A 15067-nucleotide genomic window follows, 5' to 3' on the forward strand; every position below is an offset into this window, starting at 1 on the left:
CCGAGACCGACCTGGGGCTTAGCGGGACAACCGGTGACTCAGCCGCCGAGCAGCCGGTCCCGCAGTGCCGCATCCTTTTCCAGCACCATCTCCTGCAACGAGAGCTGGTACTCCTCCATCTTCTGCGAGAGCGCCCGATCGGTGGCACCGAGGATGCGCACGGCCAGCAGCCCCGCGTTACGCGCTCCCCCGATCGACACCGTGGCCACCGGAACACCGGCCGGCATCTGCACGATCGACAGCAGTGAGTCCATCCCGTCGAGATGTTTCAGTGGCACCGGCACGCCGATGACCGGCAGCGGGGTGGCCGCCGCGACCATCCCGGGGAGATGAGCGGCACCGCCAGCACCGGCGATGATGACCGAGATCCCGCGCGCCGCTGCGCCTTTGGCGTAGTCGAGCATCCGGACCGGTGTGCGGTGCGCCGACACCACACCGACCTCGAACGGGATCCCGAACTCCACCAGCGCGTCGGCGGCGGCCTCCATGGTCGGCCAGTCCGAATCCGATCCCATGATCAGTCCCACCCGGGGCCCGCTCACCTGTTCGTCCTGCGCTACGTCTCCGGTCTGTGCGCTGTCAGTCACTGTGCTCATCCCATCCGTCGGTCCAGATCGCGTGCGACATCCAGTACGCGGCACGTTCGGCGCGTTCACGCAGCTCGGCGACATCGGCGGCCGAGTCGGGGCTCGCATCCAGCGGCGCGACCAGGTTGACGTGACCCACCTTGCGGTCGGGCTTCTCCTGCTTGCCGTACAGATGCACACGCGCGTCGGGCATCCGCGCCATCAGGTGGTGCAGCCGCTCGTCCATCGACATCTGCGGGGTCTGCTCGGCGCCGAGGATGTTGGCCATCACGGTGATAGGGGCCCGCGGTCGTGTGTCGCCGAGCGGGTAGTCGAGCACCGCACGCAGATGCTGCTCGAACTGTGACGTCACCGCCCCGTCCATACTCCAGTGTCCGCTGTTGTGCGGGCGCATCGCGAGCTCGTTGACCACCAGCCGACCGTCGGTGGTCTCGAAGAGTTCCACCGCCATTACCCCGACCACCCCCAGGCGTTGTGCCAGCAGCAACGCCATCTCCTCGGCAGCGGTGGCGACGTCGGTGGGCAGCGCCGGGGCCGGTGCGACCACCACGGCACACTGCCCCTTGCGCTGGACGGTCTCGACCACTGGCCACGTCGCTCCCTGACCGAAGGGTGAGCGGGCCACCATCGCCGACAACTCGCGGCGCATGTCGACCTTCGCCTCGGCGATCAGATGGGTGTCGTCGGCTCGCGCCGCGAGCATCGACATCGCTTCCTCCGCCGAGTCGACGATCCACACGCCACGGCCGTCATATCCGCCGCGCACGGCCTTGAGCACGATCGACCAGTCGTGGGCCTCGCCGAAACGACGCAATTCCTCCGCCGGGTCGCCGGTGGCATCGGGGCCGTTGAGATCGGCGAAATCGGGGACCGGGAGTCCGAGTTCGCTGAGCTTGACCCGCATCGCGAGCTTGTCCTGTGCGTAGATCAGCGCGGTCGACGGCGGGAGCACCGACACGCCCTCGGCCTCGAGGGCGGCGAGAAGTTCCACCGGCACGCCCTCGTGATCGAAGGTCAGCGCCACCGCACCGTCGGCGGCCCGGCGCAGATCGTCGAGGTTTTCGTGAGATCCGATCACCACATCGGGTGAGACCTGCGCCGCCGGTTCGGTGGCCGAACCGGCCAGCACCCGCAGGCGTTCGCCGAGTGCGATCGAGGCCTGATGGGTCATCCGGGCGAGCTGTCCGCCGCCGATCATGACCACCGTCGGCATCGTGTCGACATCGACGGCGCCCGCAACGGAGCGCTCGCCGACCGACCCGCCGTCTCGACCACCGGGCGTCGCCGCGCTCGCATCGGTCCCCTGCACCACCGCGCGCCGGTTCTCGCCTGTCGGGTCTTCTGTCTTCACGTCTGACATGGTCGCATGAGCGGTCCGGCTGCTCCGATTCGCCGCGTTCGAGCGTCCTTTCCGCGTGGTTTCGCGGCCCGGCATTCGTCTATCTCGGGTGTCGTTTCGTAGACTCAGCGTTTGTGTCCTACGTCGATGGGTTGCTAGCCCGCACGCCGCCGGCGATCCGTCGTCTCGCGATGCGCCACCATGAACTGATCAAATTCGCGATCGTCGGTGGCACGACATTCATCATCGACATGGCCATCTTCTACTCGCTGACCTTGTCGTTCATGGAGAACAAACCCGTCATCGCGCGCGTCATCTCCGGCGTGGTGGCCACCATCGCCAGTTACTTCCTCAATCGCGAATGGGCATTCCGCGACCGCGGCGGGCGCCAGCCGCATCAGGAGATGATCCTGTTCTTCGTCATCAGCGGTATCGGTGTGGTTCTCGCGGCCGCGCCGCTGTGGGTGGCCAACAATCTCTTCGACATCCGCCACGGCGTGAGCACCACCAGTCTCGTATTGATCGACTTCGTGCTCGGATTCATCCTCGGCAACATCCTGCAAATGGCGTTCCGGTTCTGGGCGCTGCGCAAGTTCGCCTTCCCCGATGAACTCGCCGAGGAGCTGGCCCCGATCCCGCTGCACACCGGTGCCGAGTCCCACCGCGATGCCGACACCGACACCGCCGACGACACCCCCCAGAGCGACGACAACGGTCCGACCCGCCGGGTGTCCTGACCCCGCGCGAACGCCGGCGAGACTGTCGCTCAGCGCGGTTCGGAGCTGGCCCGCCGAGGTGTCTCGGGTCCGGGTCCGGTCGGCACGACGATCGTGAACGTCGGGGGTCGCCGCGACGTCACCTCCAGCCGACCGCCGTCGGACTCGACCAGCGTGCGCGCCAACGTGAGGCCAAGCCCCGACGACGCCCCGCCGGAGAATCCGGGGGCGAAGATCATCGACGCGATCTCGTCGGGGATCCCCGGCCCCTGGTCGGACACCGAGATCCGCATCATCGACGAGTCGTGCAGGTCGGAGACGTCCACGGTGACATCTCCGCCGCCGTGTTTGAGCGCGTTGTCGATGAGCACGGTCAACGACTCACGCAGCCGACTCGGCGCGATCCAGGCCGCCGGGCTGCCCGAGATCTGCAGCCGCAACGTGCGGCCCATCCGGGCGAACAGCGGTGCGAAATCGGCGACCAGCGCCTCGATCGGTACGCGCACGCCCACCGGTTCCTTTGCGAGGGCATCGGTGGTGCGAATCACCGAGACGAGCTCGTCGAGCTCCGCGGTGAGCCGCTCGACCTGCTGCTGGGCCGCCTCGGCCTCGGCGACCACCGAGGAGTCGGCATGCATCGACAACTCGTCGAGCCGCAGGCCGATGGCGGTGAGCCGGCTGCGCAGCTGATGCGACACCTGGCCGGTGATCTCGCGCTCACGCGCGAGCCGCATCCGGATCTCCTTGCTGGCGTCCTCGAGTGCCTGCGAGACGCTGTCGAGTTCGGTGATGCCGTAGTGCTCCCATGACGACCGGAAGTCGCCGCCGGCGAGCTTCTCGGCCCGCCCGGCGAGCCGCTGCATCGGGACGGCCAGCCGCCGCGCGGTCGCCACGCCGATTCCCGTGCCCACCAGGATCGACACCAGTACCGCGCCGAAGACCGTCGCGACGGTGATCCACTGCCGTCTGCGCACCTCGTCGGAGGCGACGCTGAGCGTGAGCGACCCCGCGTTTCCCAGTCCGACCGTCTCGGTGAGCGGGCGCGCACCCACCCCGTCGGTCGCATCATCACCGGTCAGTGAGCTGGTGTGTTCGCCACCGCCGGGCACCGGATAGGTGACGGTGAGGACGCCGTTGGCCGGAACCGCACGCCGGAACCGGGTGAGGTCGAGCGCACCCTCGCGCACCACCCCCACCGGCTCCTCCTGCCGGACGAGCTCTCCGGAAACGGCCTTGAGGCGGGAGTTCATGTCCTCGCGAGCGGAGTCCTCCACCACGATCCAGCCCGCGATACTCAGCGGGATGCCCAGCACCATCGCGACCACCAGCACCGTGCCGATGATCGACAGCAGGATCCTGCGCTGCATCGTGAACCGGCCTCGCGCTCGTGGTCTGCGAATCGGGGATCTGCCCACTGTCGACACGGGTGTGGGGTGAGGACGCGTTCGCCCGGGCTATTCGGGGTCGAAACGGAAGCCGACGCCGCGCACCGTCACGATGCGCCTGCGAGTGCTCATCTGGTCGTCGCCGATCTTGCGTCGCAACCACGAGATGTGCATGTCCAGCGTCTTCGACGACCGCAGATCGGCCGACCCCCACACCTCGGTGAGGATCTCCTCGCGGCTGACCACCTGTCCGGGTCGTTCCATCAGGTAGCGCAGGAGCTCGAACTCCCGGTTGGCCAGGGTGACTTCCGAGCCCTCCACCAGCACCCGTCGAGCGGCCGGGTCGAGTGAGAGGCCGTCGGCCTCGAGCACCTCGTCGGTCGGCTGACGCCGGCGCAGCAGCGCGCGGACGCGGGCGAGCAGCTCGGCGAGCCGGAACGGCTTACCGACGTAATCATCGGCGCCGGCGTCGAGACCCACCACGAAATCGACCTCGTCGGTGCGGGCGGTCAACATCAACACCGACAGTCCAGGCCGCACGGCGCGGACACGCCGACACACCTCGAGGCCGTCCATCTCCGGGAGTCCCAGATCGAGGACCAGCAGTTCGAACCGATTGTCGAGGGCACGCTCGTAGGCCGCCGTTCCGGTCGACACGATCTCGCATCCATAGCCTTCACGCGTCAGTGCGCGGGCAAGCGGCTCGGCGATCGCGGCATCGTCCTCGGCCAGCAGTACGTCAGTCACGACTCATAAGGTACGTGGTCGCGAAACGACAGACGACGCAGCCGAACATTCCCGCGTGCCGGGTCAATGTCCGGCGCGCTCTCACCACCGCTCGCCGGGGCGGCCGGGATCCCCGCCGACGTCGAACGGCTGCTGCGGTGTCGGGCCGCCGAACATGCCGTCGCCGCCGTGAGCGGCGTCGGCGGGACCCTCGAGCACCTCGCGGTGAAGCAACCCGTGTACGCGTCGCGCGTCGGGGATGTCACGAAACTCCAGTCGATCGGCGGCCGAGGACTCCACCACGATGGTGCCGTTGCGCAGCATCCGGTCGATCACACTCTGGCGCAGCTCCACCCAGGTGATGCGGGCGATGGGCACGTCGATACCCGAACGCGAGAACACTCCCGACCGTGCCGCGACGCGGCGATCGGTGACCACGAAATGCGTGCTCCGCCAGCTGAGCAATGGCCGCACGAAGCCGAAAACCGCACACAACAACCAGATCCCGACGATCACCAGCCACAGCACCCCGCGCGTGGTCGAGGCCAGCGACGATCCCGACACGAGGCCGGCGGCCACACCGGCGAGCATCGAGATCACGAGAAACCCGAGCACCGGGGCGACCAGCCGCTTGACGTGCGGATGGTGGTGCACCACCACGCGTTCGCCCGGCCCCAGGATGCTCTGCGGATAACCCACGTGTGCACCGTAGACCGAACCCCCTGCGAGGGGCCGCATCCCGGTGTCCGGTCGGGACGGTCGTCTGTCGCCGCCGGTGGGGTCCGAGCAGCGATCGGCCCCCGGCCGGTCGGAGCCGACCCGTAGACTGCGGGCATCCACCTTCGACCTGGGAGACCCGATGAGTTCTCGCTACCAAGACAATTCGGACGACAGTCGCACCCAACGGTACGAAACCGGCTACTCCCCCGACCGGGGCAGCGGCCGATCCGGTGACGCCTACCGGTCGGCCTCATACAACCAGTCGGGCTACAACCAGTCTCGCTACGACAACCAATCGGGCGGATACCAGCAATCCGGATACCGCGGTGACTCGGGCAGCGGCGGCAACAATCGCACGCCTCAGGTGAACTACGGCTACTACGCCGGCGGCGTGATCGCGACCGCGGTGGTCACCGCGCTAGGGGCCTGGCTCGCCGCCTGGATCATCCGGGTGGTGTTCGAACGCCTCACCGACAGCGGCCGCTTCGGCGTGTGGAATCCGATGGCGCAGGACGAGTACTGGTTCGCGCTGGTCGGGTTCCTCTGCGCGCTGCTCGGCGGTCTGCTCTGGGTGCTGCTGGCACTCACCACGCCGTCGCCGAATCAGTTCTACACCTGGATCGTCGGCCTGCTGATCGCTGCGGCGATCATCATCCCGCTGGCTCTCTCCGAGGACTGGCGCACGGGGTTGGCCACCGCCATCGAGCACGCGGTGATCGGTTTCCCGGTGCTCTACCTGATCAAGGCGGTCGGCGCGAAGTGCACGCAGTGGCCCCAGGGCCGCTGACCCACGGGTCAGCCGACGGAGCAGTGCTCGCGCAGGCCCACAGATTCGGCATTTCCCCATGGCACTTCCCGCCACAGTGGGAGTCGCCCGATCAGTCCACCGGACGCAGATGAGTGACGTCTCCGGCGGTCACCTGATGCTCGGCACCCTCGTCGTCGGTCACCACCACACGCCCGGACGGGTCGATGTCGGTGACGGTGCCGACGATCTCGCGCTCTCCCGGCAGTTCGACGCGTACACGACGGTCGATGGTCACCGACCGCGCGCGGTAGTCCGCGGCGAGCGTGTCGAGGTCGTCGGGCCAGTGCCCCAACCGTGCGGCGAGTGCGTCGAGAATGGCCGCGGCCAGAACTGTGCGATCGACCGGCTCGTCGGTGTGCCGGTGCAATGAGGTTGCCGTCGGCACCGGGAGGTCCTCCGGTTCGAGTCCGGTGTTCACGCCCATCCCGATCACCGCGACCATCCCGTCGCGACCGCTGGTGAGTTCCACCAGGATTCCCACCGCTTTGTGCCCGTCGATCAGTACGTCGTTGGGCCACTTCAGCCCGGCCTGCACACCGAGTCCGGCGACGGCGTCGGTCACCGCGAGTCCGGCCAACAGGGGCAGCCAGCCCCACGCCTGCGGCGGTACGTCGGCACCCACAGCCACCGCCACCGACATCGCCAGCTGCGTACGCGGCGGCGCACCCCAGCTGCGCTCGTGGCGTCCGCGGCCGGAACTCTGGAACTCCGCGATCCGTACCGAACCGGCGACGTCGCCCGTCGCGGCCGCCGACAGCAGATCGGCGTTGGTCGATCCGGTCGACTCCACCACCGACACCGATCGCACGAGCGGATTGCCGGCGAGTGCGCGCCCGAGCGCCTCGGCGTCCACCGGGGCCGGCGCGGTTGGGCCCGCGGCCGAGACGGGTGACGAAGAATCGGTCATGTCCGAAAGCCTAGGCGGCCATCGACAACCCTCCCGCCGGTGGTGTCACGTGGGTCACGTGCGGTTAGCATCTACACCCATGACCTCAGCCGCCAGCGACCAGTCCGGGACGCCAGACATCCACACCACCGCGGGCAAGCTCGCCGACCTGCAGGATCGACTGTCTCAGGCCGAACACCCGGTGGGGCAGGAGGCAGTGGAGAAGGTGCACGCCAAGGGCAAGTACACCGCCCGCGAGCGCATCCTCCGACTGCTCGACGAGGGCTCCTTCGTGGAGATCGACGCGCTCGCGCGTCACCGCAGCACCAACTTCGGCCTGGCCGACCGGCGGCCGCTCGGTGACGGTGTGGTGGTCGGTTACGGGACCATCGACGACCGCGAGGTCTGCATCTTCAGCCAGGACTCCACGGTCTTCGGCGGCAGCCTCGGCGAGGTGTACGGCGAGAAGATCGTCAAGGTGATGGACCTCGCGCTCAAGACCGGGCGGCCGCTGATCGGCATCAACGACGGCGCCGGGGCGCGCATCCAGGAGGGTGTGGTCTCCCTCGGGCTCTACGGCGAGATCTTCCACCGCAACGTGCAGGCCTCGGGTGTCATCCCGCAGATCTCGCTGATCATGGGCGCCGCGGCGGGCGGTCACGTCTACTCCCCCGCGCTCACCGACTTCACGATCATGGTCGACGGCACCAGCCAGATGTTCGTGACCGGCCCCGACGTGATCAAAACCGTGACCGGCGAGGACGTCACGATGGAGGATCTCGGCGGTGCCCACACCCACATGAGCCGCTCCGGGGTGGCCCATTACGTGGCCTCCGACGAGGACGACGCTCTCGACTACGTCCGCGACCTGCTCGGCTACCTGCCCAGCAACAACCGCGCCGACCCGCCGCGACTGCCGGCATCGGATCCGATCACCGGGTCGATCGAGGAGTCGCTGACCGATGAGGACCTCGAGCTCGACACGCTCATCCCCGATTCGCCGAATCAGCCCTACGACATGCACGAGGTGGTCCGCCGGATCCTCGACGACGACGACTTCCTCGAGGTGCAGGCCGAGCGCGCACAGAACATCATCTGCGGTTTCGGTCGTATCGACGGCCGCAGCGTGGGCCTCGTGGCCAACCAGCCGACCCAGTTCGCCGGTTGCCTCGACATCAACGCCTCCGAGAAGGCCGCGCGCTTCGTCCGCACCTGCGATGCCTTCAACGTCCCGATCGTCACACTCGTCGACGTGCCCGGATTCCTGCCGGGTACCGACCAGGAATACAACGGCATCATCCGTCGCGGCGCGAAGCTGCTCTACGCCTACGGTGAGGCGACCGTCGGCAAGATCACGGTCATCACCCGCAAGGCCTATGGGGGCGCCTACGACGTGATGGGGTCCAAGCACATGGGTGCCGACGTGAACCTCGCATGGCCCACCGCACAGATCGCCGTGATGGGCGCGTCCGGTGCCGTCGGCTTCGTCTATCGCGCGCGCCTAAAGGAGGCCGCCGCGGCCGGTGAGGATGTGGACGCGCTGCGCGTGGAGCTGCAGCAGGAGTACGAGGACACCCTCGTCAACCCGTATGTGGCTGCCGAACGGGGCTACGTCGACGCGGTGATCCCGCCGAGCCACACCCGCGGCCAGATCACCACCGCGCTGCGACTGCTCGAGCGCAAACTCGTGTCGGTGCCGCAGAAGAAGCACGGGAACATCCCGCTGTGAGCGCGCAGGAGAACATCGTGGACCCAGAGCACACATCCGGCGAGACACCGACACCCGGGCAGCCGTTGCTGCGCATCGTCGCCGGCAACCCCACCGACGCCGACGTCGCGGTGATCACCGCCCTGTTCGCCTCGGCGGGCACCGCATCGGGCGAACGCACCCATCCGGGCCGTGCCCGCGACCAGTGGGGCTCGCCGTCTGACCGGCTACGCCGTCAGGGCGGGTTCTCGCCGTCCTGTTTCGTCAATCGCGAACCCTGGAGCTGACCGTGACGGGGCCGGGGCCCGGCCGATCCGCACCGGTGCTGGTGCTCGCCTCCGCCTCACCGGCACGCCGACGACTGCTGCAGGCCGCCGGGATCGACCCGGTGGTAGCTGTCTCGCACGTCGACGAGGATGCCCTGGTCGACGCCCTGCCCGGTGACACCGGCCCAGCGCAGGTGGTGGCCGCCCTCGCCGAGGCCAAGGCGCGTGAGGTGTTCACGCGGCTGCCATCGGCAACCGATCCGGCGCTGCCTGCCGGCACGCGCGTGGTGGTCATCGGTTGCGACTCGATGCTCGCGCGCGAGGCAACCCTGAGCGGCAAACCGCACACCGCCGAGGTGGCACGGCGCCAGTGGCGTGCTATGCGCGGCGAAACGGCGCAGCTGATCACCGGGCACTGCCTGATCCTCGGTACGGTCCCGAGCGGGGAGGACGCCGGCGGGCAGGACACCGGCGAGCCGACCGTCATCGTCGATACCGCATCCACCGACATCGTCTTCGGCTCCCCCACCGATGCGCAGATCGACGCCTATGTCGACACCGGCGAACCGCTGGAAGTGGCCGGGGCGTTCACGCTCGACGGACTCGGCGGCTGGTTCATCGAGCGGATCGACGGCGACCCCTCTTCGGTGATCGGGCTCAGCCTGCCTTTGGTGCGGCGACTCGCCGACACCGCGGGCGTCGACATCACCGAACTCTGGAATCGATAGCACGCACCGCTCGTACGAGTGCTCGTCACATCCGGCGTGAGCATCCTGTGATCGACACGAACACCGACCGGCACGCACCCGCACCTATGCGCGCACTACCCTCAATACCGGTGGACATCGCTGTCCACCTCAGTTGACCGCACGCCGGACGGCGCGCCCACAGGCGACCGACGGCGGCACACCCTGGGAGACACTTGTGAGTGTGGAGACCGACCCCAACCCGGTATTCGCCGCGTACGCCCATCCAGAGCGTCTGGTGACCACCGAATGGCTCAGTGCCCATCTGGGGACACCCGGCCTGAGGATCATCGAGTCGGATGAGGACGTCCTGCTCTACGACATCGGCCACATCCCGACCGCGCAGAAGATCGACTGGCATCTACATCTCAACGATCCGGTGATCCGCGACTACATCGACGGCGAGAAGTTCGCCGAGCTGATGCGCGACAAGGGCATCTCACGCGACGACACCGTGGTCATCTACGGCGACCGCAGCAACTGGTGGGCCGCCTATGCCCTGTGGGTGTTCACGCTGTTCGGACACCAAGACGTGCGCCTGCTCGACGGCGGCCGCGACGCCTGGTTCTCCGAGGGCCGCGACATCGCCATCGAAGTGCCCTTCTACCAGCCGACGCAGTACCCGGTGGTGACCCGCGACGACTCGCGTATCCGGGCGTTCGCCTCGGAGGTCCAGGACTCGCTCGGGTCGGTTCCGCTGGTCGACGTGCGGTCGCCCCAGGAGTACACCGGCGAGCGCACCCACATGCCCGAATACCCCCAGGAGGGCGCCCTGCGCGGTGGCCACATCCCGACCGCGGTGTCGATCCCGTGGGCACGATCTGCGGCCCCGGACGGCCGGTTCCGCTCCCGGGCCGAATTGGATGACATCTACAGCGACCTCGATCCCGCCGACGAGGTGATCGCCTACTGCCGCATCGGCGAGCGGTCGTCGCACACGTGGTTCGTGCTCACCCATCTGCTCGGCTTCAGCAACGTGCGCAACTACGACGGATCGTGGACCGAGTGGGGCAACACCGTGCGCGCACCCATCGCACGCGGCGACGAGCCCGGTCTGGCACCGACCGCGGCCGCCGGAGCAGCTCAGTCGTGACCCTGCCGGCGGCACTCGCCGAGATCGTCGACGACTTCGCCGGCGTGACCGAGCAGCAGAAGATCGAATTGCTCCTGGAGTTCTCCCGGGAGCTCCCCGACCTGCCGGAATCACTGCAGACCGAGGCGATGGAGCCGGTCCCGGAATGCCAGTCGCCGTTGTTCCTGTCGGTCGACGCCTCCGATCCGTCGTCGGTGCAGCTGTACTTCAGCGCACCGCCCGAGGCACCCACCACACGCGGATTCGCCTCGATCCTCCACCAGGGACTCGACGGCGCGTCGGCGCAGGAGATCCTGGCCGTACCGGCAGACTTCTATCACGATCTGGGTCTGGACTCCGCCGTGAGTCCCTTGCGCCTGCGCGGCATGGCGGCGATGCTGGCACGGATCAAAGCGCATCTGGCCACCTCCTGACGTCGGAGACCTCATGACACGTCTCATGACACCCCTGACCGTGCCCTCATGAAGTTCATCCAGATCCTCGATCAGCCGATCGAACCCGGCGGTCTGGTGGAGTGGAGTGCATTCACCCCCGGCGGGCTGGGCACCTGGACCGCCGACGAGCGGCCCACCTCCTACAACCACGAGAGCCATCTGCGCGGTGCCTTGGAGTACCGCTGGCGCACCCGCCGCGAGGGCGGCCGCGAGTCCTGGCTGGGTGTGGCGGTGGAGTTCGACGAGCCGATGTCGGTGCCGGCGATACGCGCGACGCTGCGGGCCTGGATCGACCGTCACGAGGTGCTGCGCTCACATGTGGTGCTCAAGGGCACCGGCCCGGCCCGCCTGACCACACCGCCGGGGTCGGTACAGCTGAAGATGGGCCGCATCGGCTGGTACAACGAGTCGGGTCCGTTGATGGACCAGATCGCCGGCACCTTCGACCGCGTGACGGCACCGCTGGCGTGGCCGGCCTACATCTTCGCCACGGTCGCACGCGAGCACAGCTTCACCTTGCTCTTCGCCGCCGATCATTCCCTGGTGGACGGCTATTCGCTGATCCTCGCCCAGCACGAGCTGTGGACGCTCTACCACGCGATGCGCACCGGCACCGATCCGCAGCTGCCACCGGTCGGCAGCTACGTCGACTTCTCGGCCGTCGAACGCCGGCTCGCCGACAACTCCGGCCCGGATCATCCGGCGGTCGCCGCCTGGTATCGGTTCCTGCATGCGGGCAACGGATCCTTTCCACGGTTCGCCGGGACAGGAAGCGGTCACGACGACACCGATCCGGCAGCGTCGGACCCCGCCGAGGGCGCACCACCCCAGTCGTCGGTGAGCGCACTGCCCCTCGACGACGAGGAGACCAACCGGTTCACCGCGGTGTGTTCGGCAGCCGGCGGCGGACTGTTCGCGGGTGTGCTGGCGGCGGCCGGACTGGCCTATCGCGATGTCACCGGCGACCCGTTCTTTCGCTGCGTGATCCCGCGCCACACCCGCGACGCACCCGAATGGCTGGGCGCGCTGGGCTGGTTCGTGTCCACCACCGGTTTCACCCTCGACGTCGGAGCGGGCGGCACCTTCGACCAGTTGGTGTCGCAGGCCACCGAGGAATTGCGCCGCACGAAGGTCGCCGCGACGCTGCCGTTCATCCGTGTCTCGCAGCTGTTGAACGACGGCGGTCAGCCCAAACTGGTGATCTCCTTCATCGACACCCGCTACGCGCCGATGGCCGCGGAGGCCGACGCCGGACGCGCCCGCGTGCTGCGCAGTCGCAGCTACTCCCCCGACGAGGTCTACGTCTGGGTCAACCGCACCCCGGGCGGCCTGCGGATCTCGGCGCGCTTCCCCTCCGACCAGGGGGCATACGAGGCGGTCTCGGGATTCCTGGAAACCTTCGGCGACATCATCCGGCGGATCGGCGCCCAGTCGACGTTCGGCAGCCGACACTCGGCCGTTCAGACCTCCTCCGACCGCTCGGCCGGGTGATGGCCCGCGCATACCCCCAGCCCGTCCCCCCAGCCCGTCCCCCCAGCCCGTCCCACCGCGCGCACAGCCACGCCGCGCGCAATCGGCAGGCTAGGGTAACCAGCGGGTGACCGACGTTCTACTGTGTAGTGGCGCACACCCTTGCAGAGGGTGTCGGACACCAACCATGTGAGCGCCGAAGAGGGCCGAGGCAACCAACGCCGACGCACTCGTCACGGTGAGATCTGCGCCGGCCACGAGTCGCGGCACGCAGTCCACCCGTCACATCGACACTGTCAGGAGTACGTAGTGCCCAGCCATGCCAGCTCAGACCTCAACAAGGTTTTGATCGCCAACCGCGGCGAGATCGCGGTGCGGGTGATCCGTGCAGCCAGGGATGCAGGGCTGACGAGCGTCGCGGTCTACGCAGAGCCCGATGCCGACGCACAATTCGTCAAGCTCGCCGACGAGGCATTCGCGCTCGGAGGACAGACCGCGGCCGACTCGTACCTGAACATCGACAAGCTCATCGACGCGGCGCGCAAGTCCGGCGCCGACGCCGTCCACCCCGGTTACGGCTTCCTCTCCGAGAACGCCGATTTCGCGCAGGCCGTCATCGACGCCGGGCTCACCTGGATCGGCCCGTCGCCGCAGTCCATCCGCGACCTCGGCGACAAGGTGACCGCCCGTCACATCGCCCTGCGTGCCGACGCCCCGATGGTTCCGGGCACCAAGGACCCGGTCTCCGGCGCCGACGAGGTCGTGGAGTTCGCCCGCGAGCACGGCGTGCCGGTGGCCATCAAGGCTGCCTTCGGCGGCGGCGGTCGCGGCATGAAGGTCGCCTACACCATCGAGGAGATCCCCGAGCTCTACGAGTCGGCGACCCGCGAGGCCGTGGCGGCATTCGGCCGCGGCGAGTGCTTCGTCGAGCGCTACCTCGACAAGGCCCGGCACGTCGAGGCGCAGGTGATCGCCGACCAGCACGGCAACGTGGTGGTCGCCGGTCTGCGCGACTGCTCGCTGCAGCGGCGCTTCCAGAAGCTGGTCGAGGAGGCGCCCGCACCGTTCCTCACCGACGAGCAGCGCACCCGCATCTACGAATCGGCGAAGTCGATCTGCCGCGAGGCCGGTTACTACGGCGCCGGCACCGTGGAGTTCCTGGTCGGCTCCGACGGACTCGTGTCCTTCCTCGAGGTCAACACCCGACTGCAGGTGGAGCATCCGGTGACCGAGGAGACCTCGGGCCTCGACCTGGTCCGCCAGCAGTTCACCATCGCCGCCGGCGAACCGATCGACATCAAGGAGGACCCGGCGCCGCGCGGACACTCCTTCGAGTTCCGGATCAACGGCGAGGACCCCGGTCGCAACTTCCTGCCCGCCCCCGGCAAGATCACCGCTTACCACGAGCCCTCGGGTCCGGGCGTGCGCGTGGACTCCGGTGTGGTGGCCGGCGATGTGATCGGCGGCCAGTTCGACTCGATGCTGGCCAAGCTGATCGTGACCGGCGAGAACCGCGAGCAGGCGCTGCAGCGTGCCCGCCGCGCCCTGGCCGAGTACCGGGTGGAGGGTATGGCGACGGTACTGCCGTTCCATCGCCACATCGTGGAGAATCCCGCCTTCATCGGACACGTCGACGAGAACGGCGACGAGACCTTCGACGTCTACACCAAGTGGATCGAGACCGACTGGGACAACCCGATCCCGCCGTTCGACGGCGCCGCGCAGATCGACGACGACGAGTCGCTGCCGCGCCACAACGTGGTGGTCGAGGTCGGCGGACGCCGTGTCGAGGTGAGCCTGCCCGGCGACCTGAGCATCGGCGGCGGCGCTGGCGCGTCGGCCGCGGCACGCAAGAAGCCCAAGGCGCGGGCCAAGAAGGCCGCCGCCTCACTCACCGGCTCGGGCGATGCCGTCGCCGCACCCATGCAGGGCACCGTGGTGAAGGTGGCCGTCGCCGAGGGTGACACCGTGACCGCCGGCGACCTGATCGTGGTGCTCGAGGCGATGAAGATGGAGAATCCGGTCACCGCCCACAAGGACGGCGTGGTCACCGGACTCGTCGTCGAGGCCGGGGCGGCCGTGACGCAGGGATTGGTTCTGCTCGAGATCAAGTGAGGCACGCCGCGATCGGATGATCGCGCACGCTCACGACGGCGGCCGTCGAGGATGACAACATGTCCTCG

At 68.4% G+C, this 15067-nt stretch carries 15 protein-coding genes; 9 read left to right on the top strand and 6 right to left on the bottom strand.

Annotation, left to right across the window (positions count from 1 at the left end; translation table 11 throughout):
• Window positions 1-38 precede the first annotated feature (38 nt).
• Together purE and IEW22_RS00395 are read right to left on the bottom strand one after the other, a co-directional pair.
• Window positions 39-596 carry a 5-(carboxyamino)imidazole ribonucleotide mutase gene (purE, locus tag IEW22_RS00390; protein ID WP_188584599.1) on the bottom strand — a complete coding sequence of 186 codons (558 nt, stop codon included), beginning with the start codon at window positions 594-596 and terminating at the stop codon, window positions 39-41.
• The gene (locus tag IEW22_RS00395) at window positions 580-1800 is read right to left on the bottom strand and encodes a 5-(carboxyamino)imidazole ribonucleotide synthase (RefSeq protein ID WP_229742068.1); all 1221 of its coding nucleotides are present in this window, start codon (window positions 1798-1800) and stop codon (window positions 580-582) included. Before IEW22_RS00395 ends, purE begins: the two co-directional genes overlap by 17 nt.
• A gap of 260 nt (window positions 1801-2060) precedes the next feature.
• Here IEW22_RS00395 and IEW22_RS00400 point away from each other — a divergent pair, with 260 nt between their 5' ends.
• Window positions 2061-2663 (top strand): GtrA family protein, encoded by a 603-nt coding sequence (locus IEW22_RS00400; RefSeq protein WP_188584601.1) that lies wholly within the window; start codon window positions 2061-2063, stop codon window positions 2661-2663.
• Window positions 2664-2692: 29 nt separating this feature from the next.
• Here the strand turns inward: IEW22_RS00400 and IEW22_RS00405 are convergent, their stop codons facing one another.
• From IEW22_RS00405 to IEW22_RS00415, 3 genes are all read right to left on the bottom strand, one after another.
• Window positions 2693-4009, bottom strand: a complete 1317-nt coding sequence (locus IEW22_RS00405) for a HAMP domain-containing sensor histidine kinase (RefSeq protein WP_188584602.1) — start codon at window positions 4007-4009, stop codon at window positions 2693-2695.
• A gap of 87 nt (window positions 4010-4096) precedes the next feature.
• Window positions 4097-4774, bottom strand: coding sequence for a response regulator transcription factor (locus IEW22_RS00410; RefSeq protein WP_188584603.1), 678 nt, complete (start codon window positions 4772-4774; stop codon window positions 4097-4099).
• A gap of 81 nt (window positions 4775-4855) precedes the next feature.
• A complete protein-coding gene (locus IEW22_RS00415) occupies window positions 4856-5452 on the bottom strand; it encodes a PH domain-containing protein (protein ID WP_229742047.1) in 597 nt (198 codons plus the stop codon).
• Between the two features lie 160 nt (window positions 5453-5612).
• On the opposite strand from IEW22_RS00415, the gene IEW22_RS00420 reads away from it, so the two are divergent.
• Window positions 5613-6260 (top strand): hypothetical protein, encoded by a 648-nt coding sequence (locus IEW22_RS00420; protein ID WP_188584605.1) that lies wholly within the window; start codon window positions 5613-5615, stop codon window positions 6258-6260.
• Window positions 6261-6351: 91 nt separating this feature from the next.
• On the opposite strand, the gene IEW22_RS00425 is transcribed toward IEW22_RS00420, so the two are convergent.
• Window positions 6352-7188 carry a biotin--[acetyl-CoA-carboxylase] ligase gene (locus IEW22_RS00425; RefSeq protein ID WP_188584606.1) on the bottom strand — a complete coding sequence of 279 codons (837 nt, stop codon included), beginning with the start codon at window positions 7186-7188 and terminating at the stop codon, window positions 6352-6354.
• A gap of 79 nt (window positions 7189-7267) precedes the next feature.
• On the opposite strand from IEW22_RS00425, the gene IEW22_RS00430 reads away from it, so the two are divergent.
• From IEW22_RS00430 to IEW22_RS00460, 7 genes are all read left to right on the top strand, one after another.
• A complete protein-coding gene (locus tag IEW22_RS00430) occupies window positions 7268-8896 on the top strand; it encodes an acyl-CoA carboxylase subunit beta (RefSeq protein WP_188584607.1) in 1629 nt (542 codons plus the stop codon).
• Window positions 8893-9162 carry an acyl-CoA carboxylase subunit epsilon gene (locus tag IEW22_RS00435; RefSeq protein WP_229742048.1) on the top strand — a complete coding sequence of 90 codons (270 nt, stop codon included), beginning with the start codon at window positions 8893-8895 and terminating at the stop codon, window positions 9160-9162. Before IEW22_RS00430 ends, IEW22_RS00435 begins: the two co-directional genes overlap by 4 nt.
• Window positions 9163-9164: 2 nt before the next feature.
• Window positions 9165-9869 carry a Maf family protein gene (locus IEW22_RS00440; protein ID WP_229742049.1) on the top strand — a complete coding sequence of 235 codons (705 nt, stop codon included), beginning with the start codon at window positions 9165-9167 and terminating at the stop codon, window positions 9867-9869.
• A 196-nt stretch (window positions 9870-10065) separates the two neighbouring features.
• Window positions 10066-10980, top strand: coding sequence for a sulfurtransferase (locus tag IEW22_RS00445; protein ID WP_188584608.1), 915 nt, complete (start codon window positions 10066-10068; stop codon window positions 10978-10980).
• Window positions 10977-11393 (top strand): SufE family protein, encoded by a 417-nt coding sequence (locus IEW22_RS00450; protein WP_188584609.1) that lies wholly within the window; start codon window positions 10977-10979, stop codon window positions 11391-11393. Before IEW22_RS00445 ends, IEW22_RS00450 begins: the two co-directional genes overlap by 4 nt.
• Window positions 11394-11441: 48 nt before the next feature.
• Window positions 11442-12905 (top strand): condensation domain-containing protein, encoded by a 1464-nt coding sequence (locus IEW22_RS00455; protein ID WP_188584610.1) that lies wholly within the window; start codon window positions 11442-11444, stop codon window positions 12903-12905.
• 288 nt (window positions 12906-13193) lie between these two features.
• Window positions 13194-14999: an acetyl/propionyl/methylcrotonyl-CoA carboxylase subunit alpha gene (locus IEW22_RS00460; RefSeq protein WP_188584611.1), complete on the top strand. Its 1806-nt coding sequence runs from the start codon at window positions 13194-13196 to the stop codon at window positions 14997-14999.
• Window positions 15000-15067: the final 68 nt, after the last annotated feature.

Source organism: Gordonia jinhuaensis (assembly GCF_014639795.1).
Taxonomy (GTDB): Bacteria; Actinomycetota; Actinomycetes; order Mycobacteriales; family Mycobacteriaceae; genus Gordonia_B; species Gordonia_B jinhuaensis.